The sequence below is a fragment of the Nitrospira sp. ND1 genome (genome assembly GCF_900170025.1).
Classification (GTDB): Bacteria; Nitrospirota; Nitrospiria; order Nitrospirales; family Nitrospiraceae; genus Nitrospira_A.
Window position 1 is genome coordinate 1,116,029 of sequence record NZ_FWEX01000006.1, and the last position, 26,341, is coordinate 1,142,369.

27 protein-coding genes and 2 pseudogenes are annotated in these 26,341 nt (G+C 59.3%); 5 read left to right on the top strand and 24 right to left on the bottom strand.

Annotated features, from left to right (window positions below):
• Positions 1-143 precede the first annotated feature (143 nt).
• The 5 genes and pseudogenes from NSND_RS20950 to NSND_RS09945 all read left to right on the top strand — a co-directional run.
• Positions 144-353, top strand: a pseudogene (locus tag NSND_RS20950) (FIST C-terminal domain-containing protein); the annotation flags it as partial.
• 5 nt (positions 354-358) lie between these two features.
• A complete protein-coding gene (locus NSND_RS09930) occupies positions 359-3,991 on the top strand; it encodes a PAS domain S-box protein (protein ID WP_080878858.1) in 3,633 nt (1,210 codons plus the stop codon).
• Entirely contained in the window at positions 3,988-5,235 is a 1,248-nt protein-coding gene (locus NSND_RS09935) for an ATP-binding protein (protein ID WP_080878859.1), read from the top strand. The genes NSND_RS09930 and NSND_RS09935 overlap by 4 nt, the downstream gene beginning before the upstream one ends.
• A 332-nt stretch (positions 5,236-5,567) precedes the next feature.
• Positions 5,568-6,461, top strand: coding sequence for an XrtA system polysaccharide deacetylase (locus tag NSND_RS09940; RefSeq protein ID WP_080878860.1), 894 nt, complete (start codon positions 5,568-5,570; stop codon positions 6,459-6,461).
• Positions 6,462-6,619: 158 nt separating this feature from the next.
• Complete coding sequence (locus tag NSND_RS09945; RefSeq protein WP_080878861.1) at positions 6,620-7,195, top strand: hypothetical protein; 576 nt, start codon at positions 6,620-6,622, stop codon at positions 7,193-7,195.
• A gap of 65 nt (positions 7,196-7,260) precedes the next feature.
• Here NSND_RS09945 and NSND_RS09950 read toward each other — a convergent pair whose 3' ends face one another.
• From NSND_RS09950 to NSND_RS10065, 24 genes and pseudogenes are all read right to left on the bottom strand, one after another.
• Positions 7,261-7,827, bottom strand: coding sequence for a peptidylprolyl isomerase (locus NSND_RS09950; protein WP_369974245.1), 567 nt, complete (start codon positions 7,825-7,827; stop codon positions 7,261-7,263).
• A gap of 121 nt (positions 7,828-7,948) precedes the next feature.
• Positions 7,949-8,653 carry a ribonuclease III gene (gene rnc / locus NSND_RS09955; RefSeq protein WP_080878862.1) on the bottom strand — a complete coding sequence of 235 codons (705 nt, stop codon included), beginning with the start codon at positions 8,651-8,653 and terminating at the stop codon, positions 7,949-7,951.
• Positions 8,654-8,680: 27 nt separating this feature from the next.
• Complete coding sequence (gene fabF, locus NSND_RS09960; protein ID WP_080878863.1) at positions 8,681-9,931, bottom strand: beta-ketoacyl-ACP synthase II; 1,251 nt, start codon at positions 9,929-9,931, stop codon at positions 8,681-8,683.
• Between the two features lie 13 nt (positions 9,932-9,944).
• Entirely contained in the window at positions 9,945-10,178 is a 234-nt protein-coding gene (gene acpP / locus NSND_RS09965; protein ID WP_013247391.1) for an acyl carrier protein, read from the bottom strand.
• Between the two features lie 99 nt (positions 10,179-10,277).
• The gene (gene fabG, locus NSND_RS09970; RefSeq protein WP_080878864.1) at positions 10,278-11,021 is read right to left on the bottom strand and encodes a 3-oxoacyl-[acyl-carrier-protein] reductase; all 744 of its coding nucleotides are present in this window, start codon (positions 11,019-11,021) and stop codon (positions 10,278-10,280) included.
• 29 nt (positions 11,022-11,050) lie between these two features.
• Positions 11,051-12,004: an ACP S-malonyltransferase gene (gene fabD, locus NSND_RS09975; RefSeq protein ID WP_235000222.1), complete on the bottom strand. Its 954-nt coding sequence runs from the start codon at positions 12,002-12,004 to the stop codon at positions 11,051-11,053.
• Between the two features lie 106 nt (positions 12,005-12,110).
• A complete protein-coding gene (locus NSND_RS09980) occupies positions 12,111-13,088 on the bottom strand; it encodes a beta-ketoacyl-ACP synthase III (RefSeq protein ID WP_080878865.1) in 978 nt (325 codons plus the stop codon).
• On the bottom strand, positions 13,085-14,116 hold the full coding sequence (plsX, locus tag NSND_RS09985; protein ID WP_080878866.1) for a phosphate acyltransferase PlsX: 1,032 nt from the start codon (positions 14,114-14,116) through the stop codon (positions 13,085-13,087). The genes NSND_RS09980 and plsX overlap by 4 nt, the downstream gene beginning before the upstream one ends.
• Before the next feature lie 151 nt (positions 14,117-14,267).
• Positions 14,268-14,453, bottom strand: a complete 186-nt coding sequence (rpmF, locus tag NSND_RS09990; protein WP_080878867.1) for a 50S ribosomal protein L32 — start codon at positions 14,451-14,453, stop codon at positions 14,268-14,270.
• Between the two features lie 38 nt (positions 14,454-14,491).
• Positions 14,492-15,163 (bottom strand): YceD family protein, encoded by a 672-nt coding sequence (locus NSND_RS09995; protein ID WP_143833497.1) that lies wholly within the window; start codon positions 15,161-15,163, stop codon positions 14,492-14,494.
• 18 nt (positions 15,164-15,181) lie between these two features.
• Positions 15,182-15,436: pseudogene (rpsR, locus tag NSND_RS10000) on the bottom strand (30S ribosomal protein S18); the annotation flags it as partial.
• An 18-nt stretch (positions 15,437-15,454) separates the two neighbouring features.
• On the bottom strand, positions 15,455-15,847 hold the full coding sequence (locus NSND_RS10005) for a single-stranded DNA-binding protein (protein WP_013247383.1): 393 nt from the start codon (positions 15,845-15,847) through the stop codon (positions 15,455-15,457).
• Positions 15,831-16,184 carry a 30S ribosomal protein S6 gene (gene rpsF / locus NSND_RS10010; RefSeq protein WP_013247382.1) on the bottom strand — a complete coding sequence of 118 codons (354 nt, stop codon included), beginning with the start codon at positions 16,182-16,184 and terminating at the stop codon, positions 15,831-15,833. The genes NSND_RS10005 and rpsF overlap by 17 nt, the downstream gene beginning before the upstream one ends.
• 242 nt (positions 16,185-16,426) lie before the next feature.
• Complete coding sequence (locus tag NSND_RS10015) at positions 16,427-16,792, bottom strand: hypothetical protein (RefSeq protein ID WP_080878869.1); 366 nt, start codon at positions 16,790-16,792, stop codon at positions 16,427-16,429.
• Between the two features lie 64 nt (positions 16,793-16,856).
• A complete protein-coding gene (locus tag NSND_RS10020) occupies positions 16,857-17,159 on the bottom strand; it encodes a hypothetical protein (RefSeq protein ID WP_080878870.1) in 303 nt (100 codons plus the stop codon).
• A gap of 11 nt (positions 17,160-17,170) precedes the next feature.
• Positions 17,171-17,812, bottom strand: coding sequence for an outer membrane protein (locus NSND_RS10025; RefSeq protein ID WP_080878871.1), 642 nt, complete (start codon positions 17,810-17,812; stop codon positions 17,171-17,173).
• 162 nt (positions 17,813-17,974) lie between these two features.
• Positions 17,975-18,187, bottom strand: coding sequence for a hypothetical protein (locus tag NSND_RS10030; protein WP_080878872.1), 213 nt, complete (start codon positions 18,185-18,187; stop codon positions 17,975-17,977).
• 89 nt (positions 18,188-18,276) lie between these two features.
• Entirely contained in the window at positions 18,277-19,482 is a 1,206-nt protein-coding gene (locus NSND_RS10035; RefSeq protein ID WP_080878873.1) for a PrnB family protein, read from the bottom strand.
• A gap of 127 nt (positions 19,483-19,609) precedes the next feature.
• Positions 19,610-20,200 (bottom strand): aminoacyl-tRNA hydrolase, encoded by a 591-nt coding sequence (gene pth / locus NSND_RS10040; protein ID WP_080878874.1) that lies wholly within the window; start codon positions 20,198-20,200, stop codon positions 19,610-19,612.
• 5 nt (positions 20,201-20,205) lie between these two features.
• Entirely contained in the window at positions 20,206-20,973 is a 768-nt protein-coding gene (locus tag NSND_RS10045) for a 50S ribosomal protein L25 (protein ID WP_080878875.1), read from the bottom strand.
• 37 nt (positions 20,974-21,010) lie between these two features.
• On the bottom strand, positions 21,011-21,952 hold the full coding sequence (locus tag NSND_RS10050) for a ribose-phosphate diphosphokinase (RefSeq protein ID WP_080878876.1): 942 nt from the start codon (positions 21,950-21,952) through the stop codon (positions 21,011-21,013).
• Positions 21,953-22,253: 301 nt separating this feature from the next.
• A complete protein-coding gene (gene ispE / locus NSND_RS10055) occupies positions 22,254-23,153 on the bottom strand; it encodes a 4-(cytidine 5'-diphospho)-2-C-methyl-D-erythritol kinase (protein WP_159450730.1) in 900 nt (299 codons plus the stop codon).
• Positions 23,154-23,173: 20 nt separating this feature from the next.
• On the bottom strand, positions 23,174-24,553 hold the full coding sequence (locus NSND_RS10060) for a sigma-54-dependent transcriptional regulator (protein WP_080878878.1): 1,380 nt from the start codon (positions 24,551-24,553) through the stop codon (positions 23,174-23,176).
• Positions 24,538-26,232, bottom strand: coding sequence for an ATP-binding protein (locus NSND_RS10065; RefSeq protein WP_159450731.1), 1,695 nt, complete (start codon positions 26,230-26,232; stop codon positions 24,538-24,540). The genes NSND_RS10060 and NSND_RS10065 overlap by 16 nt, the downstream gene beginning before the upstream one ends.
• Positions 26,233-26,341: the final 109 nt, after the last annotated feature.

The window sequence follows — 26,341 nt, forward strand, 5'->3', positions numbered from 1 at the left end:
TCGCTCCTTTGTGTCGCCACCTCGCGGGGGCCTCGGTGAAGCCAGGCTACCACTTAGCACACTGTCCGAATTTCCGGAGCCCCTTCTCATCCGAAGCCGCGACGCTCACGTTCGATCACCACAACGGTTCACACGCCGATTCGCCGACGCTCTCCATCGCCATCAGCTGTGTCGGCCGGCGCCTGGTGCTTGGTGAGCGGACCGAAGAGGAAATCGAAGCCACACTGGAGATTCTGCCGAAAGGCAGCCGGCAAATCGGCTTCTACTCCTATGGCGAAATCTCGCCCTACAAGAGCGGCGCCTGCGACCTGCATAACCAAACCATGACGCTCACGACCATTGCCGAACACTAATATCCATGCATCCACTGCTTAAACGACAACTGAAGCGCATCGGGCTGGACGAGGCCACCGTGCCTACCTCGCTCGACGGCTGGCAACAGCTCCTCGAACGGGTGAGCCAGAGCTATCTGGAATCCGATCAAGGGCGCGAACTTCTGGAGCGCTCCATTGCCCTGTCGTCGCGAGAAATGCAGGAGCTGAATGAGCAACTCCGCCGCACATCGGAAAGCCAGCTCGCCGGGGAACGGGACAAATTGCAGACGGTCCTCCGCTCCATCGGCGACGGGCTCTGCGTGGTCGATGGACACTGGAATATCGTGCTGTTGAATCCCGAGGGCGAACGGCTGTGGGGTCTTACTGAAAAAGAGGTCGTCGGTCGCCAGCTGCACGACATGATTTCCTTGTCCTACGGCACGAAGCTGACGGAACCGATCTTCACCCAGATGCTGCTGGACGATACGACGCAGGGAGGCTCGTTCCGGACCGATGACGGGTTGCTGACCTCGATCACCGGGCATTCGTTTCCTGTGTCCTGTGTCCTGGCACCGATCGTTCAGGAGAACCGCTCGGCCGGGGCCGTGCTCGTGTTTCGCGACATTACGGAACGTAAACAGACCGAGGACATCCGTCGTCACACGGAGAGTTTGCTGCGGCGGCAACAGACCACTCTGCTTGAGCTGACGCGCAACAGCATCATTCAGAGCGGTGTCCTGGAACCGGCGTTGCAGGAAATTACCCGCGCGACGGCGATGACCCTCGGAGTGAGCCGGACCAGCATCTGGCTGCTGAGTGAAGACCACGGCTCAATCCGATGCAAAGATCTCTACGAATCGTCGGAGCACAGCCACTCCTCGGGAATTGAGCTCAAGTCGGCCAACTTTCCTGAATACTTCCGTGAATTGCTTTCCGAGCGCGTGATCGATGCCGCAGACGCCAGAAGCGACCCTCGCACACGTGAGTTCACCGCCTGCTATCTCGAGCCCCTCGGGATCGGCGCCATGCTGGATATTCCGATTCGCTTCAACGGAAAACTCGTGGGGGTGCTCTGCAATGAGCATATCGGCCCGCCTCGCCCCTGGATGCTGGAGGAACAGCAGTTCGGCCATGCGATCGCCTCCCTCGTCGCCCTGGCCCTCGAAGCCGTCGAACGGCTTCACGCAGAAGGAGCATTGCGCAAGAGCGAAGGCCGGACCAGACTGATCATCGACACTGCACTGAGCGCGGTGATCGGGATGGACGAGCGAGGCCTTATCATCGGCTGGAATACGCAGGCCGAGCAGATCTTCGGCTGGACCCGCCAGGAGGCCCTCGGCCGTGCGATGACAGACACCATCATTCCGCATGCGCACCGCGAGGCCCACCAACGCGGGCTTGAGCGGTTCCTCAAGACCGGTGACGGCCCGATCTTGAACAAACGAATCGAGATTACGGCGCTGCGACGCGACGGCACAGAGTTCCCGGTCGAGCTGGCCATTACCCCCCTCCGTATCGAAAATGCCTATACCTTCACCGCCTTCGTGGTGGATATTTCAGAACGAAAAGAGGCGGAAGAGGCCTTGCGCACGAGCGAAGCACGGTTGACGATGACCGTGCAGGGCTCGCACATCGGGATCTGGGACTGGAACCTCACCACAGGCGTGATCTATTTCTCTCCGCAATGGAAGAACCAGCTCGGCTACGACGACATCACGCTCCCCAATAACTTCGACGAGTGGCGGACGCGGATCCATCCTGACGACCAACCATTCGTGCAGGAAACCATCCAGACCTGTCTGGATGGCCAACGATCCCAGTTCGAACTTGAACATCGTCTTCGACATCGAGACGGCTCTTATCGATGGATCCTGTCCCGCGGCAGTCTGATTCGAGATGTTTATGGCGTAACCGCGCGCATGGTCGGCATCCACATCGATACCACCGACCGTAAACAGGCTGAGCAGGAGCTCCGTGCCGCGAAGGAAGCCGCAGAGGCCGCCAGCAAAGCGAAGAGCGAGTTTCTGGCCAATATGAGTCACGAAATCCGCACTCCCATGAACGGAGTATTGGGCACAACCGAACTGCTGCTCAACAGTGCGCTGACGGACAAACAGCGACATCTCGCGTCGACCGTGCATCGTTCCGGAAGAACGCTGCTGGCCATCATCAACGACATTCTGGACTTTTCAAAAATCGAAGCCGGGAAACTCGATTTGGAATGCGTCGACTTCGACCTGCAACCGGTGCTCGAAGAATCGCTCGAGCTGTTCGGCGAAGCGGCCCGTCGGAAACAGCTTCGCCTTTCTCAACACATCGACGACGCGGTCCCGCGCTACCTCAAGGGCGACCCGGTCCGGTTCCGCCAGATCCTCATGAATCTGCTGAGCAACGCGATGAAATTTACCGAAACAGGGGGCGTCTCGTTGAGCGCCGAGTATGTGGAAGGAACCACCACCCAGGCCCTGCTGCGCTTCGCCGTGACCGACACCGGCATCGGCATTCCGCCGGCGGCCAAGTCACGCATCTTCGACGCATTCTCTCAGGCGGACGGGTCGACCACCAGACGATACGGCGGGACCGGTCTCGGCCTTTCCATTGCCAAGCAGTTGGTCGGACTCATGGGTGGGACCATCACCGTGGAAAGCACACCGGGAAGCGGCTCCACCTTCGCGTTTACGACGCGGTTGGATCTGCAACCCCTGGGGTCGGGCCTCTCCACGAAGCTCGCGCCGTATATGCAATGGGCAGAGCCCCTTGTCTCGTCCGGACAGACGAGCGACACCCCATGCCCACACGCATCTGAGGCGGGAGCAGCAGCGCCGAGCCCCAAACAGAGCGGGCGAATTCTGTTGGCCGAAGACAGTCCTGTGAATCGCGAAGTTGCCGTCGGCATGTTGGAGCAACTGGGCTATGAAGTCGAGGTGGCGGAAAACGGCAGGCAGGCCCTCGCGGCCGCCGAGCGCGACCGTTTCGACATCGTGCTCATGGACTGCCAGATGCCTGAAATGGACGGGCTCACGGCCACCGGAGAAATTCGCCGTCGCGAAACAGCCTCCGGTCGGCGTCGGCTCCCCATCATAGCCTTGACGGCGCATGCCATGCAGGGGGACCGTGAACAATGCCTCACCGCCGGCATGGACGATTATCTGACTAAACCATTCACCCAGATGGAGTTGCATGGAATCGTCCGCAAATGGCTGAGTCACCATGAGCCCGCCTCGCAGGCCGTACAGCCGAACGCTGCAGCTCCCGGAACTCAATCCGTGCCACCCCGAGCCACGACTGAGCCGGCAGCGGACACCCTATCTGCATCGCCCGGCATGGACCTCAAGGCCCTGGAGGGCATCCGTGCGTTGCAACGTCCCAACCGGCCGAACGTGCTGGCCTCCGTGCTTCGCAAGTATCTCGACAATTCGCGAGAAAGCGTGGATGCACTACGTGACGCCATCCGCGCCAACGACCCGATGGCCCTGGAAGCAATGGCGCATCGCCTCAAATCAAGCAGCGCGCAACTCGGCGCCATTGCCGTAGCCGCCAGCTGCAAAGAACTCGAGGTCATGGGGAACCGAAAACAGCTCGTCGATGCCGACCGAATCTTTGCCCAGTTGGAATCCGACTATCGTGCCGCTTGTACCGTCTTTCGAAATGAGATCGCCAAGGAGAACCAGACATGAACCCGCTGATACCAGGACGAGCACCCTATGCACTGATTTCGGACGACGATATCATCATCCGTATGTTCGCTCGGGAGGCACTGGAGCAAGCCGGGTGGGTGGTCGAGGAGGCTCAAAACGGAATTGAAGCCTGCGAAATTTTTCAGAAGTGTCCGCCGGACGTGGTGCTGCTGGACGTCATGATGCCCGGGATGGACGGGTTCGCCACCTGCGCGGCATTACGCCGGCTGCCGGGTGGCGAACATACCCCCATTCTCATCATGACCGGACTGGACGACTTTGAGTCGATTACGAAAGCCTACGATGCCGGCGCGACCGATTTTATCGTCAAACCACTGAATGCGATGCTGTTGACCCACAGGATTCGCTATATGGTGCGCGCCGCCCAAGTCCTCCAGGAACTCCTGGAGAGTCAGGCCACCCTCACGCAAGCTCGCGATGCCGCAATTGAAGGCGCCCGACTCAAATCCGAATTTCTCGCCACCATGAGTCACGAAATTCGCACCCCGATGAACGGCGTCCTGGGCATGACAGATTGGTTGCTGGACACACCCCTTACCGCCGAACAGCTTGACTGCGCCCAGACGATCCGCTCATCGGGCGATGCCTTGATGGTCATCATCAACGACATTCTGGATTTCTCCAAAATCGAATCCGGGAAACTGTCCCTTGAACTGCTGGACTTCGACTTGCCCACATTTCTAGACCGTGTCCTGGCACTCTTTGGAGAACGAGCACAACGGAAGGGTTTGTTGCTGACTTCGCGGATCGCCGAGGACGTGCCAAGCGGCCTGTGTGGTGACCCGGCGAGACTGCAACAGATCCTCAGCAATTTGCTCGCGAACGCCATCAAGTTCAGTGAGCACGGATCCGTCTCCGTCCTGGTGGAACTCGATCAGCGACCAGCCGAACAAGGCCTTGAGTTTCCTGCGACCAGGTATGGCGAACTGTCGGCGCAGCAGGAGCGGGTGACGCATATCCGATTTTCCGTCTCGGACAATGGAATCGGAATTGAACCCAGCGCCTTTTCAAAATTATTCCAGCCGTTTGTGCAGGCTGACGGGTCCACCACCAGGAAATATGGCGGAACTGGGTTGGGACTGGCCATCTGCAAACAGCTTGTTGAATTGATGGGTGGGCATATCGGAGCGGAAAGCGAACCAGGGTCCGGTTCCGTCTTTCGATTCACCGTGCCGCTTCAACAACAATTACCGAACAGCCTCTCCACTAGACAGGCGGCCTGAGCACCAAGCCTCAAGGCTCCCATAGCACCTCATTTCCCCTCAGCCTATCAGCGCACCAATCATCACCTCATCACCACGCATGGGTGTATCTATTAAGATACTCGATGCGTGAATTCGATGATACGGTCGCGCGAAGTATGCCCGCCTATAATTGCTATCAGATTGAAATGCTTAGCTAAAGTGCATGGCTTAAACTTTGCTTTACTTCGTCCTGCGCACATAGTATACAAAGCGGTCGAAAAGATCTTCTTGGTAGCCTTCTTCAGCATGCATATGGCAGCTCTTACTTTTCTCGCTTAGTAGGCAAAACCCTACACCCAAGGATCACACCAGTGCATTGCCTGACATTCGACATCGAAGAACACTTTCAAGTTTCCCGTTTCGATTCCCCAATTCGTCGACGGCACTGGGGATCATTTGAAAGTCGAGTCACTCCAAACACCTGCAAGGTGCTGGATCTCCTCGCCCGCTACCAGACCAGGGCAACCTTCTTCGTCTTGGGATGGGTTGCGGAGCGTCATCCCGGGCTCATTAAGCAGATCGCCGAATGCGGCCATGAAATTGCCTCACATGGGTACGGCCATGAGCTGGTCACCGCCCAGACGCCTGAATTGTTTCGTGCAGACGTGAGAAAAGCCAAACAGATCCTGGAAGACCTTACGGGCTCTCCGGTCCAGGGCTATCGCGCGCCGGGCTTCACCATTACACGTGAAACGCTGTGGGCCTTGCCGATTCTGGCGGAGGAGGGTTACACCTACGACTCCAGCATCGTCCCGATCCGGCACGACCATTGCGGCCTGCCCGGGTCCGATCCCTGGCACCATCTGAGACAGACCTCTTCCGGCCCCATTTGGGAAATCCCCCCATCCACGGTGAACCTCGGCGGAGTGCGACTTCCCATTGCCGGTGGCAGCTACTTCCGGCTGCTCCCCTTCCCGGCGCTCTGCGGGCTGTTGCGACGGACTGAACAAAAAGGTCGTCCCCTGGTCATGTATTTCCATCCGTGGGAACTCGATCCTCTACAGCCGCACATGGAAGGACCGCTGCTCTCGCAATTCCTCCACTATCTCAACCTCGACAAGATGGAGTTCCGGATTTCTACATTAATGAATACGTTCCGATTCGGCCCCATCGCCGAACAGATCGATCTGTCGCCGATCATGCCTCTCGATCCGACGATCTTCCCAGCTCTTCCTCCTGCCGAAATCGCGCAAGACGTGGCGTAGTCACGTCGATACTTCCCACGCAGGCATTGCCCGACCCACCGGCAGCAGTGCACCATTGCTCACGCTGCGCCAAAGTAGGGATTGCAGTGTGTATGCGGTTTCAGTACGGTAGGGGTCGCCTGAACGAATCCAGCACAACGCCCTCACGGAGACTGACCATGCATCACGGGAGTAGGAACCGGCGACAGCAGTCGCCCAACACAACGGGCCTGGCATGGGCACTAGCCTGCATTATTTTATTACCCGCAGCGGCCGCCGGACAGAGCCTGGATGACACCGTGCAGTTCATCAGCGACATGGCCAATACTCACGGCTTTGTCAGGAGCCTGAGTTGCAGAAATCCGAAGGCGGGAAAACCGACGAAAATTACCGAGATCTACAGTGTCATTCCAACCGGAACCAAACTCGGCACGATCGAACTCAATCACGGACATGATGAGGTCAATACGGGCTTCACGCACTTCGATCTGCACGATATCGACACGATCGAGTATCAGGGCCAAGACACGAAAGAGAACAACCTGGTCCTGTATGGCGTCCGCATCACGTGCAAGAGCAGCGGCCCCTGCATCATGAAGACCAGTTTCTGTACCGGAGCCGTCACCGAACTCGAAGCACAGTTCCCTGAAGATACCTTGCTGTTTCGCTCCGCCTCTCATGCCGAGCGAATGACCAAGGCGCTCGCTCACTTCTTAGGGTTGGTCCGCGCCCAACAGCAGAACCAACCCTTCTGACCGATATCGGTCTGCTCCGGGCCGACACTCGTGAAGAGATCGGCCCGGACACACCGCTGTCTCACCTACTCAATAATCGTCACAGTCATTTCAACCCGATCGATCGGGTTGTCGCATGGCCCCTTATCCGCAGGACTCGGTGCGCCGGTCTGGCACATGACTCGCGGCAGCGCCACGATCTTGTCCGCCACCCCGATGCCTTTGACGACCTCGCCGAAGATCGTATATTTACGATCTAAGAACCGGGACTCCTCGACGACGACAAAAAACTGGGATCCTGCGCTGTCCGGATCCTGCGCCCGCGCCATGGATACCACGCCACGCTTGTGAGGGAGATCGCTAAACTCGGCTTTGACATTGTGCCCCGGGCCGCCCTGGCCATACGCCCCCTTCTTCAGCGAATCCTTTGTGTTGGGATCGCCTCCCTGGATCATGAATCCCGGGATCGCCCGGTGGAAAATCGTACCGTTATAGAACCCCGACTTGGCCAACTTGATGAAATTCTCGACATGCTTCGGGGCGACGTCCGGAAGAAACTTGATCTCGATATCGCCGAACTTCGTCTTGATGACCGCACGCGCGTTACTCGCACTGACAGATTCGCTTCCGGCCGGAGCGGCATCGGCGGCCAGGCCGATTCCCGCGATCCCGACTGTCATGAACAGACTCATCATTCCCGCGATTCTTAAACGATTGCTCCATCGCTGCTGCGCCATCACCATGCCTCCTTCTAGTCGGTCCGCGACCTCTTGCTCACGCCAACTGCGTCAACGCTTCCTTCGCCGCCATTTGCTCTGCTTCTTTCTTACTGCGACCACGCCCGATCCCTCGCATGACTCCCTGAATGGTCAGCTCGACCTCAAAGACTTTCTCATGATCAGGACCCGATTCCCGAACCGTCTCATACTGCGGCAAACTTTCATACCGTTTCTGACAGACCTCCTGCAGCTGCGTTTTGTAATCCTCCATTCCCGGCCGGGCCTGCTCAGCGCGCGTCGCCAGCAATTCCTCCTCCAGCACCTGCAAGGTGAATTTTCTGCTGGCCTCAAGCCCACCGTCCAGGTAGATGGCGGCAATCAGCGCTTCGAGCGCGTCGGCTAACAGCGAATGCTTCTCGCGCCCTTTCGAAAGTTCTTCGCCTTTCCCCAGACGCAACAGCCGACCCAGCTTCATGCGCCTGGCCGCCTTCGCGAGCGAAGCCTCGCTGACCAGATGCGCTTTGAGCTTGGAAAGCCCGCCCTCGTTGCTACCCGGAAACTCGGCCGCGAGATACTCGCTCATGACAAGCGAGAGCACCGCGTCGCCGAGAAACTCCAGGCGTTCGTTCTGGGTTCGATCTTTGCTGCGCCGTTCGTTTGAGTAGGACTTGTGAGTCAGAGCTTCTTCCAACAGACGAGGCTGATGGAAGCGGTAGCCGAGAAGGCGCTGGACCGCCTCAATTGACGTTGCCGGCGTCATACGACCTGACTCGCGCCCTGAAGTGGATTACTGAGCACACCGGCGAAAGAGCAGGCAGGCGTTCACCCCGCCAAAACCGAAGGAGTTTGAAAGGACCACCTGCGTCTGGACGGAACGCGCTGTATTGGGCACGTAGTCAAGATCACAGGCGGGATCGGGATGATCAAGGTTGATCGTGGGAGGCAAAATGCCATGGTGCAGCGCCAAAATGCTAAACACCGCCTCAATACCGCCGGCCGCACCCAAGAGGTGTCCCGTCATGGATTTCGTCGAACTGACAGGAATCCGGTAGGCTTGCTCCCCAAACACATGTTTGATGGCCTTGGTCTCGATGGCATCCGCCATGGTAGATGTGCCGTGGGCGTTGATATAACCGATGTCCGTCTTGGCCACACCCGCATCCTTCAATGCCATTTCCATACAACGGACCGCCCCCTCCCCTTCTTCAGGCGGGGCGGTAATGTGGTACGCGTCGCTGTTCATGGCGTACCCGATCACTTCGGCATAGATGCGGGCGCCACGCGCGCGGGCATGCTCAAGTTCTTCAAGCACCACCACGCCGGCCCCTTCACCCAATACGAACCCATCTCGATCCTTGTCGAACGGACGGCTGGCCTTCGTCGGGTCGTCATTTCTGAAAGAGAGGGCTTTCGCCGAGGCAAACCCTGCCACGCCGAGCGGCGTAATCGCCGCCTCAGCACCGCCGGCAATCATCACATCCGCATCGTCACGCTGAATGAGTCGATAGGCATCGCCGATACAGTGATTACCGGTGGCACAGGCCGTCACGGCGCAGGAGTTCGGCCCTTTGGCGCCGACCCGAATCGCCACCTGCCCGGAGGCGAGGTTGATGATCGTCATCGGGATGAAAAACGGAGAGACCCGCCCGGGGCCCTTTTCCCTGAGTACGTCGTGGTAATGTTCGATCGACCCCAGCCCGCCGATACCGGACCCGATGTAGACCCCGACCCTCGTGGCTTCTTCAGGCGCCACCTTGAGTTTCGCATCGTCCACCGCCAGCTGACTCGCCCCCACCGCATAGTGGATGAAGGTGTCCATCTTCTTGATTTCTTTTTTCTCGATGAACTGAGCCGGGTCGAAATCCTTCACCTCTCCGGCAATCTGCGCATCATAGCCGGTCGGATCGAATCGCGTGATTCGGCCGATCCCCGACTCTCCGGCGCACAGCGCTTTCCAGGTCTTCTCCACCCCGGTTCCAAGCGGAGTTACCAGTCCGAGACCGGTCACCACCACACGTCTGGCAGGTCGATCGTGCATACCTACGGTTCCGTTATGCCTTCTCTTTAATATAATCCAGCGCTTTGCCGACGGTGAGGATCTTCTCGGCATCCTCATCGGGGATCTCGATCTCGAACTCTTCTTCGAGAGCCATCACCAATTCGACCGTGTCGAGCGAATCGGCGCCCAAATCCTCGACGAAATGGGCCTCGAGCGTCACTTCTTCTTCCTCGACCCCCAACTGCTCGGCAATAATTTTCTTCACCCGTTCATCTACTGTTGCCATGGACTTGCCCACCTCCTTCCCCATCTTACTTGACCTCCACATTCCTCACCGGGAGATTCCGGATCGAGGACACCAACCCGGACACCCGACCTGACTCACTTATACCATGAGCATGCCACCGTTCACGTGCAACACTTGCCCCGTGATATACGACGCTGCATCCGACACCAGAAACCGAACCGCCGCCGCAATGTCGGAGGGAAGCCCCAGGCGTCCCAGCGGAATCTGCTTCTGCAACGCTTCCTTGACCTCCGGCGACAGCCCCTGGGTCATCGCCGTATCGATAAAGCCCGGCGCCACCGCATTCACCGTCACCGCACGGCTCGCATACTCACGCGCGACCGTCTTGGTAAACCCGATCACCGCCGCTTTGGACGCCGCATAATTCGCCTGTCCCACATTCCCCATCGCCCCGACGATCGAGGCAATGTTGACGATCCGCCCGTACCGTTGTTTCGTCATCGGGAGCAGGACCGCTTTCGTGCAATGAAAGGTCCCGTTCAAATTGACCTGCAGAACCAGGTTCCAATCTTCTTCTTTCATTCTAAGCAACAATCCATCACGGGTAATACCGGCGTTGTTGACTAGAATATCAATCTTCCCCCACTCCTGCATCACCTGATCGGCCATGGCCTTGGCATCATTCCAATCGGCCACGTTCACCTTCACACTGAGCGCCCGTCGCCCTAACTTCTGGATCGCCGCCACGGCCTCCTGCGAACGCGCCGGATCGAGGTCGGCAACCGCAATGTCTGCCCCATCTTCGGCCAACGCTTCTGCAATGGCCCGTCCGATCCCCTGGGCTCCACCGGTGACAATCGCCACTTTTCCCTGTAATGACATCAGCCTGCTCCCCGCAATCTCAACTCGTCTTACGCCTGACTGTTCACGCCCAGCATTGTGAGCGTCGCCTCCAGCGACTTCGGATCATTGACGTTGGCCGTGACAGCCCCCGGAAGAATCCTCTTCACCAACCCCGTCAGCACGGTTCCCGGCCCGATCTCGACGAAGGTCGTCACGCCGAGCTTGGCCATCGTCTGCACCGACTCTTCCCACCGCACCGATGACGGCAACTGCCGAACCAGTGAGGCCCGGATGTCTTCGGATCGTTGCAGGGCCGTTGCTTCAGCATTATTCACCAACGGCACGGTCAAATCACGCCAGACCACTCCACCGAACTCCCCTGCGAGTCGGTCTGCTGCCTTCTGCATGAGCGGCGTATGGACCGGGACACTGACCGGGAGTGGAATCGCCTTCTTACATCCCTTGGTTTTGGCAATCTCAATGGCCCGTTCGACGGCGGCCTTTTCTCCGGCGATGACGACTTGGCCGGGAGAATTAAAATTCGCGGCCGCCACCACACCGACCGAAGCGGCCTCCTGACAGACCGCCTTGACCACGGCCGCAGAAAGCCCCAGTAGCGCGGCGACGAGTCCGGTTCCAGGCGGAACCGCTTCTGACATATAGCGTCCTCGCTTCTGCACGAGGGCCACCGCATCTCGAAACGACACCCCGCCGGCCGCATAGACCGCCGAATATTCACCGAGACTATGCCCTGCCACAGCCACCGGCTTCAACCCGGCCGGCTCCAATGCCTTGAGCGCCGCCGCGCTACTCACCAGCAACGCCGGCTGGGTATTCTCCGTCAAATTCAACCGTTCAGCCGGACCTTCAAAACAGAGCTGGGCGACGTCGTATCCAAGAATCGAGGAGGCCTCATCGTAGACCGCCTTGACCGCCGGAGACGCCTCGTAAAACCCGCGCCCCATTCCTACAGACTGCGACCCCTGTCCGGGGAACAAAAACCCAATTTGTGACGCCATCATAGCCGCGTAAGGTATCGTAGAAACCACGCTCAATGTCAACGGGAAAAAGCTGAACGAGCCCCGCGCGTCAGTAGCGACCGACCGACCCCGACCAGGCGTTTCCCGACTACCAGCGGACCAATGCGGAGGCCCAGGTTAGTCCCGCCCCGAAGGCGCCGAACATCACCAACTGCCCCTCTTTGACCCGTCCATCCCGCACCGCTTCATCCAGGGCGATGGGAATCGACGCGGCGGAGGTGTTGCCGTATCGATCCATATTCAACACCACTTTTTCCAGCGGCAGATTCAGGCGGTCGGCAACCGCTTTAATGATCCGTAAGTTTGCCTGATGGGGGATATAGACATCGAGTTCATCGACCGACAGGTGATGCGCCGCAAGTGTCTCCCGCGCCACTTCCTCAAGAGTCCGCACCGCCACCTTGAACGTTTCATTGCCCTTCATCTTAATGTACTGCGAGCGCTCGCTCACCATGGCCTCTGACGGGGGAATGCGCGTTCCACCACCGGGCACCACGATCAAATCAGAGAGGCTTCCATCCGAATGCAAGTGAGTGGAGAGCACCCCGCGCTCACCTTCCGATGCACTCACGACCGCCGCACCAGCGCCGTCCCCGAACAGAATACAGGTGTTGCGATCCGTCCAATCCGTGATCGTCGACATCACTTCCGACCCTACGACCAGAATATGCCGCATACCGGTTCGAATATAGGCATCGGCCACACCAAGCGCGTAGACGAATCCGCAGCAGGCGGCAGACACATCACAAGCCGCTGCGCGGGTCGCTCCTAGCCGGTGCTGGAGCAGGCAGGCAGTGGAGGGTAACGGCATATCCCCCGTGCAGGTGGCCAGGAGGATCATGTCGAGTTCATCGGCGGAAATGCCTGCGGCTTTCAAGGCGCGTTCCGCGGCAATCAGGCCCAAGTCGGAACAGGCCTGCCCCTCGGCGGCAATGCGACGTTCGCGAATGCCCGTGCGCTCGCGAATCCACTCATCGGACGTCGCGACCAGCTTCTCCAAATCGGCATTGGTCATCACCCGTTCAGGGGCATAGGACCCGGTTCCGGTGATTCGCGCTCGTATCACGCCTGCTTCCCTTCCGGTCGTTCGTCCTGGTGCCGTCTCAGGCTTTCTTCAATGTCACGCTGGATCAATTCGTCCAGCCTGGTCTCGGCTAAGCCCTTCGCGCGGCGAATCGCATTCTTGATCGCTTTGGCTGATGAACGGCCATGGCAGATCATAGTGGTCCCATTCACTCCGAGCAGAGGCGCCCCCCCGAACTCGGCATAATCGATCTTCCGTTTCAGATTCAGCAACGGCTTCGCAATCAGCGGATAGGCTAATCGCCCGAGCCAGGAGCCGGATATCTCCTTCATCAACAACTTCTTGATGACGTCCGCAACCCCTTCGGAGATCTTGAGCGCCACATTACCGATGAATCCATCGCAGACCACCACATCGGCATTGCCGCTGTACACTTCCCGTCCCTCGATGTTGCCGATGAAATTCAGCGGACTGGCCTTCAGCAGTTTAAAGGCTTCTTTGGTGACCTCGTTGCCCTTGCTGTCTTCCTCGCCGATGCTCAAGAGCCCTATGCGCGGATTCTGCTTGGCGTACACGTGCTTGGCGAACTCGTTCCCCATCAGGGCGAATTGCTCAAGATGCTGTGCCGTGCAGTCGACATTCGCGCCGACATCGAGCATCACCGCGCTGCCCGTCAAGGTGGGCAGCATGGTGGCGATCGCCGGGCGTTCCACACCTTTGATCAATCCGAGCACAAAAAACGAGGCAACCATGCTCGCGCCGGTATTCCCCGGACTCACCACCGCATCGGCTTCACCGGATTTCACCAACTCCGTCGCCACCCAGATGGACGAGTCACGCTTCTTCCGTGCCACGGTCGCCGGCGACTCGTGCATCTCCACCACCTGCGGGGCATGGTGGATCGTGATCCGCGTATCGGTGCAATTAAGTTTTTGACATGCGGCGGCCAGCTCATCCTGCTTGCCGACCAGAATGATCCCGACACCCAGTTCTTGCGCGGCTTGCATCGCGCCTTCAATGACCGGGGCCGGTCCGTGGTCTCCGCCCATCGCATCGACGGCAATCTTCATGTGCGGTTAGCGGTCCACGGATAGAGATGTGAAGAATCGTGTAGAGACGCCTTGCCGGCTAGGACCTGAACGGCCTCACGCATGACATAGCGTCGGATCGTGATCACGGTGCGCAATTGTACCCGAATCACGTCTGGAAAATAAAACTCGGCTAGCTTTCCTCGACGACGATGACGGCCTTCCCTTTGTAGGTCCCGCAATTCATGCACGTATAGTGCGGCAGCTTTAATTCGTGACATTGCGGGCACAGCGAAAACCCAGGGGGAACCAGCCTGGTCTTGGCCGTTCGCCGCATATCTCGCCGGGACCGTGAATGTTTGTGTTTTGGATTTGCCATGACGACTCCTTACAACGGGTACATGCCCGGTTAACAGACTATGCGTTTCCACCCTTGGATAGGCGCCCCCGCAGCACACGAAAGGGACTCGGCCCTTGCTCCGGCGGGCAGCCACAGCGACGCTCATTGAGATTCTGGCCGCACTGCGGACAGAGACCAAGGCAATCTTCCCGACATAACGGCTGCATCGGAGCAGCCAGGATCATCTGCTCGCGCACCATTGGCACCAGGTCGAGGTGTTCGCCCTGATACAGATAGACTTCGTCCGCCTCTTCCGCCTCTTCAACAGGCTCAACCGGCTGGGCACCGCGTCTCGGCCCTCTCCGGCCCTGTTCCGCCGGAGCCGGCTTGGTCGCCAGGCCCGCCTGCGGAAGATACTCAGCATAGAGATTCACAAAGAGCGGATCGGAATATTCCGTGAGGCAGCGGACACACTGACGGATCGCCGTCCCTTCCAACGTGCCGGTCACCGTGATCGGACCGTCGTGTTGGACAAGTTCCAGTTGAATCGTAAGCGGCCCCTCACACTTCTCTTCCGGCTCATCCAAGCCGAGTTCAGGCCCCGTGGCCGTGCACGACAGAGACAGTCCTTCTGGGGCGATATCGACAATCGCTGGCTTGAGCGTATCCATCAGCACCGTCATGACGGGAAGAGCCGCCTCCGAACAGAGCGGGAGACAGACTGCCCGGCTACTTGATCCAAGACTCACCAAAACCTATCCCTCGCCCTATCGCTCTTCAGCGAAACTAACCAAGGCGATCTGGCGCGCCCGCTTTACCGCCACCGTCAACACGCGCTGGTGCTGCAGGCAATTTCCGGAAATGCGGCGTGGGACGATTCGTCCGCGCTCAGTCAGAAAATTCCGCAACAGGCCGACATCCTTGAAGTCAATCGGCGCCTTATCGACACAAAACCGGCACGGCTTGCGGCGCTGAAAAAACCGACCGCCTCCGCCCCCGCCATTCCCGCGATCTCCTCGTTCCATACTCGCCTCCGTCTGCTACAGCTGTTCGTCTTCGTAAGAAGGTTCTTCGTGTAGGCCGCCGCTCTCGCCTCCTGCCTCGCCCCGCTTCGGTAGGAAGGTCACGCCTTGGGCCACGACTTCATGTTTACTGCGTTTCTGTCCGTCTTCGGTCTCCCAGCGTCGCTGCTGGAGCCGGCCATCGATAATGACGCCGTTGCCCTTGCTGAGATACTGCCCGCAATGTTCCGCCTGTTTCCCGAACACCACGATGTCGATGAAACAGACTTCTTCCTTGAGTTCATCCCCCTGCTTAAACCGCCGGCTTGTCGCCAACCCGAAGCTGGCAACCGGCGTTCCGCTGGGCGTATAACGCAACTCGGGATTGCGGGTCAGGTTCCCGACCAGAATGACTTTATTGAACCCCGCCAACGGTGGCTCCTTGTGGTGCGACCACGGGGGCACCTCTGGGCGGAGCAGGCTCCTGCTCCAACTTCACGGTCAGAAATTTAATGATCGAATCTTCAAGCCGGTAGGCGCGTTCGAGCTCAGCGATGACCGCTCCGGGCCCCTTGAAGTAGAAGTAGACATAGGTGCCCTTGCGCTCGCGCTTGATCTCGTAGGCGAGTTTCTTGCGGCCCCAATTCTCGGCCCGCTCGAGCGAGGCTCCGTTCTTGGTCACGGTGCCCTTCATTTTTTCAATCAACGCAGTGGTTTCTTCGTCGCTTAAGGTCGGACGAATGATAAACAGGGACTCGTAGAGTTCCATGCAGAATCCTCCTGGGCATCGGCCCCCATTCACAGATGGGAGCGAGGTGTAGGTACGCCGGACAAGCCGGGACGAGCTGGCGAAGGTAGCACAGCTTCAAAGAATGTGTCAAACAGGTGGGCGGCTTTTCCCGCGATGCCGAGACCGGCACGCCCCAATGCGAGGGCCCACATCCTGTGGCCTGCCGTCGCAGGAAGCAACAGCACAGGAACCATGCGGTGGCTTCGCGATGACACCCAGGCTCACAATTTTTTCTTGAACTGCGGGGGTGCGTGAGGCGGGAGTGACGGACGAGGGCCAGGCGTGCCGGATGGAGGACGCGCTGCGCCGAAGCCGCCATACCCACCATACCAGCCGAACCCGAGCGGCCCGTAGGGACCGCCATAATACCCGAGCGGATGTCCCCAATAGCCGGGACCATATCCAATCCCATACCCGGGCCCGTATCCGGGACCGGGCCAGTAGGAATAGGACTGACTGCCGGCATAGCCGGGATCCACCAGAAAATCACTCTGTGCCAACCGCTCCGCCTGATGGACTGATTGCGCACAACCCGCCAGGAGCAGGATGACGCAGAGCACGATGAACCCGGGCACGAATCGAGTCATGGCTGCGTCCTCAACGACTGACCACGTCACGCTCCTTCATTCAGACACAGACGCTCGCATCGAATCAATATTTCTTCTGAAATTGCGGCGGCGCATTGGCCGGTGGTGTCGGACGTGGTGCGGGTGCGTTCGACTGCTGACTGCCGATGCCATAGCCGCCCCCATACCACCCATAGCCGGAACCATAGTAGCCGAACGGATTCCACCAGAATCCAGGGCCGTTCCAATAGGACGGTGATTCGGGATAACCGGGATTCATGTGGGCGCCCACAGATCCAAGACGCTCTCCCTGGTGAAACGATTGCGCACAGGCCGTCAGGAGCAACAGAGCGCTTGCGACGAAGAGGGAACCGATCGATCGCGTCATGGCTGCACCTCCTAAAAATGATAGGACAGGCCCACAAAGAGTTGATGTGCCCGATAGGTCGCATCAAAGCCGCCGACCGGTCCGAACGCCCCGCCGAAACGAAACGTAGAGTCCGTATATTTGTATTCGGTGAACAACGCCACCTTCGGCGTGACGAATGCTCGAATTCCGACGAGGACATTCCCGCCGACCGACACTTGCGTATCACTCTCCGTGGTCGAGGAGCGGCCGAGTCGCGCGACAAGCAACGCCGGCCCCCCGCCGATATAGGGCTGCCAGGTCACGCCGGGATAGCGCAACACCACATGGGCACCGATGTTGGTTACGGAGAGATGGGTCCCCGGCACATCGTCGAGGTTCTTGATATGCGGGGTACTGTGCGAGACGTCCAGCTCAATCCCGAACAATCCATGGCCGGGAAAGACACCCAGCTTGCCTCCGAAGGCAGGGCTTGTTTTTAGATTGAAATTCGGAGCATCCAGACCAGCCAGGGTCCCGCTCCCTCGGACATTCCGGAGGGGATCGGCAAAGTTTGCCCCAAGCTGCGCGGCCACATACCATTCAGCGCGGATCGGTGAGGGAGAGCACAATAGAAGCACGAAGCCCAACAACCCGGCACTCAACCTGCTGCACACAAACCTAGTCCACACCATGGTGCTGACTCCATGGGCGAGGCCTATCTGGATCTTATCAGGCAATCTGCGCGGCAGACTGGACAACTTTGGTGTGAGCGAACGAGGGATGTCCAATGCGTCACGGACGGAACGCTATTCGCTCGGGTGCTGGGATGTTGAGAGAGTTATTTCGATCTCCTGCTACGGCTCATTGCGGGCGGAGGAATTATAGAGCAGGTACAATGCGATCCCGCCGGCCACGGCAATGCCCACCCCCGCCAGAGCACGTGTACCGAAACTCAGCGGCCCCACGACAAACTCCGCTGCACGAGGCAATGCCACCGTCGCGATAATGACCAGCAGTAACGCAAGCAGATGAATCCAGAGGTAGATGGGTTCGCCGGGTTTTCGCATAAATCAGCGTGACGCTTCACGCAGTGTACGAACTCTGGCCCCATTATTCCACTGTAGAACAAGGGGCGTCAGGAGCGCAGGCCTGAGGCTCAATCGAGTGTGAACCGCTTCGTCTCTTCAAGGTGCTTGCTCAGGTAGGGCATGAAGGGCGTGCCGCCGGTGCCGACAGCGGTGGGATTGCTGGCGTGCGACTGGTGTTGCCGGAAGATATACCGCTCGGCGTACCCGATGTGAATGTCTCGAAACTGCGCGAGTAAATCCACACAAGTACAAAAGGCTTTCCATAGATCAGGATGCGTCGCTTTGCGATCGCGCGCATAGCCGTAGAGCAACGGGCGCTGCTGCTCATCCGTGCGTGCTTCGAGCGCCGCCAGAAACGTCCGGTGGCGCGGAGGCATATAGTCACGCATCTCCACGAGGTACTGCGTCAGCGGGTCGTCCGCATGAGGGATTCCAAGGCCGGCATCCAGCGCCGGCACAATCGAGCTTTGCGAGCCGGTTTCCCCGCGGAATTGTTGAGGTCGCTGCGCGTAGTCCGCGACCCCTTCGTAGACGACTCCCTGAGGCAATGACGGGCTGTTCTTCCAGCCATGGATATAGGGCCGCACGCGGCTGTAATAGATGTACGGATCACAACGCTCGGGCATGCGAAGCAGCGTCTCCCGCATCGCTTCCTGCGCGGCTGCCAGCGCATGGAGTCCTTGCAACACATCGTCGGGCTTATTGGCTCGCGCAGCATTGTGAGCTTGAACCAATCCCACCAACCCCGGTCCTGCCTTCGCCTCAATGTCGATATGGATCAGGACAAACCATTCTTCATCCAGGCCCCCAAGAAAGTTCTGCAGGAGCACCACGTTGCCCAACTCAATGGGCTTCTGCGGATCGAGGCGCCGCCAGTTGTGCAGGGCATAGGAAGCATAGGACAGCACGGGCGGCCGGCCGAGCTGTTGCGCAACGGCACACCACGGCAGGGCCAGACTGGCCGGGATGAGTGACGCGGGGTGGTCGGGATCTTCCCAGACAAATGCGTGACCGACAAAGGAGAGGGTGCGCATCGCGCAACGAAAGACATCGAGGCCCCAGTCATCTGCCACCGGCCCCATGACCTCTCGATGGTCATTGACGAAAGATCGAAACTGTCGCGCCGTCAGGAATTTTGGAAGCTCCGCGCCGATCTGATTCAAGATCGGCTCATCCGGGAGCTGCGCCAACGGATCTGTCGCCGGAAGGAACCCGCGGTCAGGTGAAAGATCGAACTGCGCAAGTGAGAGAAGCTGATGGCTAGATGTCGTCATGGTCGCTTCCACGGGAGACGCACACAATTCACTCTACCACAGTGCAACGATTTCCAGCGCAGCACCGCACTGCGCCCGGCTCGAGTGAATCCACCGGGGGACTGAAAGGCAGTTCTTGACAGGAGCTCTAACTCGGGCGCTCGCCGCCCTCGGCTTTTTCCCGCACGTTGAATTGATTCATCGCCGTGGCGACATCGCGGTTGAGGAGCAATTCGAGGGCATCGACGGCTCGCTCCAGGCAGGGGACATAGATCGCCCGCTCTTCAGGTGAAACCTGTTCCAGCACGTAGTCGGCCGTATCCTGCCTTGGTGCCGGACGACCGACGCCGATCTTCAGCCGCACGAACTTCGGCGTGCCCAATGCTTCAATGACAGATTTGATGCCGTTGTGGCCGCCGCTGCCGCCGTCTTGCCTGATCCGCAAACGACCCGGTTCTAGATCCAGATCGTCCTGCACGACCACCAGGGCTTCCGGAGTCAGGCCTAGTTCGCGGAGGAGTCCCTTGAGGGGAGGACCACTGAGATTCATCCAGTCGAGGGTACTGGCGAGTTCGACGAGTTTGGAACCGGCGCGACCCGAGCCTCGCTGGGCCGCGCCTTTCCTGGTGAGCCGTATCGACCAACGCGCGGCCGCCCGTTCGATCACCCAACAACCGATATTATGCCGTGTGTCGGCATAGTCGGCTCCGGGATTGCCCAATCCAACGAGCAGGCGCAACGCAACTACTTCTTCTTTTCCGCTTCCTTCTTCGCAGGCGCTGCTCCGGCCTTGGGCGCGGCAGCCCCAGCCTTCGCGTCTCCCGCCTTGCCGGCCTCCGCACCCGCCGCTCCTTCAGCCACCGCTTTGCCCTTCACCGCCACTTCGGGCTCCTTGGCCCCCTCAGCGCCAGGTGCTCCGGCTGTGAGCAACGCTTCGAGCTTGGCATCGGTCATCGGCGCAGCCACACTCACGACCATGTGCTCGAGGTCATCCAAAAACCGCAACCCCTCGGTCTTCGGAATGTCCTTCAGGTGGATGCCCTGGTTGATTTGGAGCTGCGATGCATCGACCTCGATGAAATCGGGCAGGACAGACGGGAGACATTCGATGTGCAGCTGACGCAACACATGATGCAGCACCCCGCCTTCTTTCAGCCCAAGCGGCTGACCACCGGTCAAGTGCACCGGCACTTTGACGCGAATCGGCTTATCCATCGCCACTTCAAAAAAATCCGCGTGCAGGACGCTGCCCGTAATCGGATCGACCTGGAACTCCCGCAGCAACGCAGTACGCTTGGCCTTGCTCTTCGCGCCGTTGATGGCGAGGGAAATGAGCGCGGTGGATCCGGCTTGAGAGCGCAGAATTTTCACCAACTCATCGGGCTTGACTGAGAGCAGGAGACATTCCCCCTGCCCGTACAACACGGCCGGGACCCGACCTGCACGACGAAGTTGACGCGCGGGACCCTTGCCCCCACCCTCTCTGCTTTCAACGGTTAAATCGAATTTCATAATACTCCTCCTCGACCAGTCGCTCGACGCGGACGGCCTACACGAATAACGAACTTACTGATTCATCTTCATGGATACGTCGAATAGCTTCCCCGAAGAGAGGCGCCACCGACAACACCTTGAGTTTCGGACACTTCTGTTCCTTGCCACGCAGGGGAATCGAATCGGTCACCAGCACTTCCGTCAGACCGGACTGTTGGAGCCGCTCCAATGCGGGCCCCGATAACACGCCATGTGAACAACCGGCCCACACCTCACGCGCGCCTTTATCCAGGCAGGCCTGGGCGCCCTGCACGATCGTTCCTGCGGTATCGATCATATCGTCGAGGAGCAAGGCGCTCTTTCCCTGCACATCGCCGATGATATTCATCACCTGCGCCTGATTCGGTCCTTCGCGGCGCTTGTCGATAATGGCGAGGTTGGTCTGTAACCGTTTGGCAAACGCCCGGGCGCGCTCCACCCCTCCGGCATCCGGCGACACGACGACCAGATCTGCAATCTTCCGTTTCGTAATGTAGTCCATCAGAACAGGCAAGGCGTAGAGGTTGTCGACCGGAATATTGAAAAAACCTTGGATCTGGCTCGCATGGAGATCCATCGTCAACACCCGGTCGGCGCCGGCGGTGGTAATGATGTCTGCGACCAGTTTCGCGGAGATCGGCACACGCGGCTGATCCTTGCGGTCCTGCCTGGCGTAACCGAAATAGGGAATCACCGCCGTGATGCGGTTGGCGGACGAGCGTTTCAAAGCATCGATCATGATGAGCATTTCCATGATCGAGTCGTTCACCGGAGCACAGCAGGATTGGACGAGAAACACGTCCGCCCCACGGACATTCTCTTCTACACGAACCCGGATTTCCCCGTCGCTGAACGAGGATACCGTAGCCGCGCCGAGGGGCAGGTCGAGATACGAGCAAATCGCCCGCGCAAGCGCAGGATTGGCGCCGCCCGAAAAGAGCTTGAGTTCCCTGTTCATTCCACCCCTTCGATGCCGTACGAGGCGATGCCGATGCTGTAACGGTGCTTGTCGAATTCGTAAAAAAAAACGGTGGGCACGGACAGGACCCGCTGTGAGCCCCGCTGACCTCGCGCACTTGTCAGGACAAGAGGACGCCTACCCAAGCACAGCACAATAGCGAAAACGCTGGGAAGTTGTCAACCAATCTGCGGCAGGCGAAGCGTCCACCGTGCGATGTGGGTGGGGCGCTCAGCCACCTTTTGATAGATCGTGGCCTTGCCCTCTCTGGCCTTGCCCTTGAGGACTACGGTCTCAAGACTCAGACCGCGCTCGTGACCGGAGTACCCGCCGCCGGTACGGCGTAGGCCTTCATCTTCGGGTCAAGGGCAAACACAGAGGCAGCCCGCTCCGCATCGGCCTGCCCGGGAAATACCCCGAACATCGTGGCACCGCTCCCGGACAACAGGGCCACTTCAGCTCCCTGACTCAGCAATTGGCTCTTAATCTGGGCCAATACCGGATACTGCAAAAAAACGGGCGCCTCAAAATCATTCTCTACCAGGGGAATGATCTCGGACCAATCCACTGCAGCACGGCTGCCCAGTTGCTGCAATGCCGGAGAGAGAGGACGCACCCCCGCCCTGGTGGCAGACAGCTGCTGATAGGCCCACCTTGTTTCAACAGGAAAACCGGGATTCACCAGCACGATCCAGCGAGTGCCCGTCATCTGCATTGATCGCACCTGTTCACCTCGACCGGTGACGCAGGCGGCGGGCCCCATAAAAAAGAACGGCACGTCACTTCCCAGCTGTTGCCCCAACTCCGCCATCTGCTCAATCGGCCAGTTCAATCCCAACAGGCGAGTCAAGCCAAGAATGGTTGCCGCCGCGTCGCTGCTGCCGCCCCCCAAGCCGGCCCCCAGCGGGATGCGTTTGGTCAGGCTGATCGACAGATCGACGGGTCGATCGATTCGCGCCAACACGAGCTGCGCGGCTCGATAGACAAGATTACTCTGATCGGCCGCCAGTGCGGCATGGTCGCAGCGCAAGGCAATACGGGAGGTCGTGCCGGGCTGGACGGTAAGAGTCAGCTCATCGTCGAGTCCGACCGTGTGCATCAGCGACCAGATCGCGTGAAAGCCGTCAGGACGCCGTTCAAGCACGCGGAGGATCAGATTCACTTTCGCAGGAGTCAGAACACGCAGGCTGGTAGAGTTCACTCGCAGATTACTGGGCGGCGCTAATCCCGGCCTCCTTTGATTTCGTATTTTTCGAGACGGTACCGGAACGACCGGGTATTCAACCGCAACAACCGCGCGGCTCGCTTCTTGACCCACTGACTCCGTTCGAGCGCTTTCAACAGCAGATCCTTCTCGATCGTGTTGATGAGCCCTTCCAGGTCCAGGCCATCTTCAGGCAACTCAGACGGCAGGGCCTGCTGATTGCTCACCGGCTTGTGGAGCCATCCGCGAATATCCGCATCCGTCACCGACGATCCCGTTGTGAAGGCCACGACACGTTCGACGACGTTCTCCAATTCCCGAACGTTGCCTCGCCACTCATGCGCCAACAGCACGCGCATGGCCTCCTGGCTCATCGTCGGCACTGGTTTACCACTTTCTTTGGCAAATTTCTCCAGGAAATGTTGGCTCAACAACGGAATGTCGCCGGTCCGCATGCGCAACGGGGGAAGCTTGATCGGGATTACATCCAGCCGGTAGTACAGATCTTCCCGGAAGGCGCCCTCTGCGACGGCTTTCTCCAAATCACGGTTCGTGGCCGCGACGATGCGGACATCCACCTTCACATCCTGGGTCCCGCCCACCCGTCGGAACTCACGCTCCTGAATCACCCGCAGCAGCTTCACCTGGATGGCCGGTGTCGTATCGCCGATCTCATCGAGGAAGATCGTCCCGCCGTTCGCCACCTCGAACAGACCGGCTTTATTGGAGATCGCCCCGGTGAACGAACCCTTCATGTGGCCGAATAGTTCACTTTCAAGCAGAGTTTCCGGTACCGCGCTGCAGTTCACCGTCACGAACGGCATGGAAGCGCGCGCACTGTTGAAGTGGATCGCCCGAGCGACCAACTCTTTGCCGGTCCCGCTTTCCCCGCCGATCAACACATTGCTTTTCGAATCGGCCACCTTCTTGATGACGTCATAGACCTTCTGCATCGCCTCGCTCTGACCGATGATCCGAGAGAACGACGACTGGCTGGCCAGCTCCCGCTTCAGGAGCATATTCTCCGTCGATAATCGGCGCCGCTCGATCGCGTTGCGGATAATCAGTTGCACTTCATCGACCTGGAACGGCTTGGTGAGATAGTCGTAGGCGCCGTGCTTCATCGCCTCGACCGCCGAGTCGGCGGACGCAAAGGCCGTGATCATCAGCACCACGGTGTCCGGAGACGCAGCCTTGACGGCCTTCAGCACCTCGAGCCCGCCCACTCTGGGCATCTTGAGGTCGGTGATCACGAGATCGAAAATTTCCTTCTGCACTTGCGCGATCGCTTCATCCCCGTCCGAGGCCACGGTCACGGCATATCCGGCGCGCTTGAGCATGATGCTCAACACATCGCGCAAGCCCTGCTCATCATCGACGACTAAAATCTTTTCCACGGTTCCCTTCCTTCATGCCGGAGCCGGACACCCGTCTCTGCGGACTGCGGGAGACACACGACGAACCGTGCCCCGTGCCCGACCTCGCTCTCGACCTTGATCCACCCCTCGTGCAACTCCACAATGCGATGAACCTGGGCCAGCCCCAACCCGGAGCCTTCTTTTTTCGTCGTAAAAAACGGCAGAAAGATCTTGTCGAAATTCTGTTTGAGAATGCCTTCCCCGTTATCCTGGAACGCGATTTCGATGACGTCGGATCGGCGACCACCGACCTCCACCCGCCGCACTCCGGTGGCGATCGTCAGCGTCCCTCCGGCGGACATCGCATCGAAGGCGTTGGTGGCTAAATTCCAGAAGACCTGCTTCAGCTGGTCTTGATCGACCTGTGCCATGAGTTGGTTCGGCGCCATGCGGGAGACGATGGTGATGCCGGTTCGAGACCGCGCTTCATGTTGGATCAGATCCAATGTATCGGCAAGGACTTTGTTCAAATCGTGCTCGGCCAAATTCAACGCGGGGGGGCGGGCATATTGCAGAAACTCGGTGATGATATTGTCGAGCCGCTTGGCTTCCCGAATCGCGATATCCATCAAGCGCTGACTGGTGTCGTCTGACCCGACATCCTGCCGCAGCATCTGCATCGCCCCCGCAAGCGCGCCGAGCGGATTGCGGATTTCATGCGCCATGCCCGCCGACATTTCACCGAGATTGGCCAGCCATTCCCGCCGGCGCATCTCCTGCTCCAAGTAGCGGAGTTGCGTTAGATCCTTGAATACACAGACCAGGCCGCGCTGCGTGCCCTGTTCATGTAGCGGAGATACCGTCATTCCAAGTACCAAGCGGCTGCCGTCCGCATGCGAACATTCCACTTCAAATCGCAAGGGAGAGAGGGACGTCAAGGCGGCTTCCTCGGAGGGGGTACCGGGGTGCCAATTGAAGACATCCCGCCAGAGGCGCCCCTGCACGTCGGCAAAGGCATAGCCGGTGACTTCATGCGCCGCGGGGTTGAAGGACGTGATCCGCCCCTCCTCATCGGTCGTGAACACCCCGCTGCTGATACTTCGCACGATACTCTCGTGAAACACCTGCAGCCGGTTGAGCCCCTGTTCCTTCTCGCGCAACGACTGATCCGCATGACGAAGCTGGTCCGCCAACACTCCGCTTAAAAATCCCACCACCAGAAATGCCAACCCGTAGACCCCGAAGGTTTGCAGTGTCTCGGCGCCTTCCAGCCGGCTCGCAGGCAGCCAGCCGGAGGCATGCAGCAGCCCGAAATATTGGACCGCCGTGACCAGACCGAAGAGGAGCGTGCAACCGGCGCCGGTGACCAGCCCCACGCGTCGATGCGGGACGAGACTGGCGACGGTCACCGTAATGACATAGAGCACCGCAAAGGGACTTTCGATCCCCCCGGTCCTCGCGACCAGGACAGTCTCCAGGACAAAATCCAGCCCCACCTGCACCCATGTAAACGCCGTGAGCGCAGCGGGGGCGCTCAGCCGTCTCAGTAAGAGCGCGTAGGCGATGGTGGTGGCATAGGTGAGGATGATCAGGGCGGAGAAGGTCGGCACCAGTTCGCCGCGAGTGGACTGAAACGCCAGGGACAGCCCCAGCATCAGCGTCACCACGACCACACGAAGCCCCATGAGCCAATGGAGTCTGGTCTTCAGCTCAGGCATCGAGCGCTCGCCCGGCGACGTCCGGTACGGATCTGTCAGTGGCGATGTCTGGGAGGTCGAGCTGGAGGACGGCTCAGCACCGGTGGTTCGAACTGGAAGGGTCGAGGAC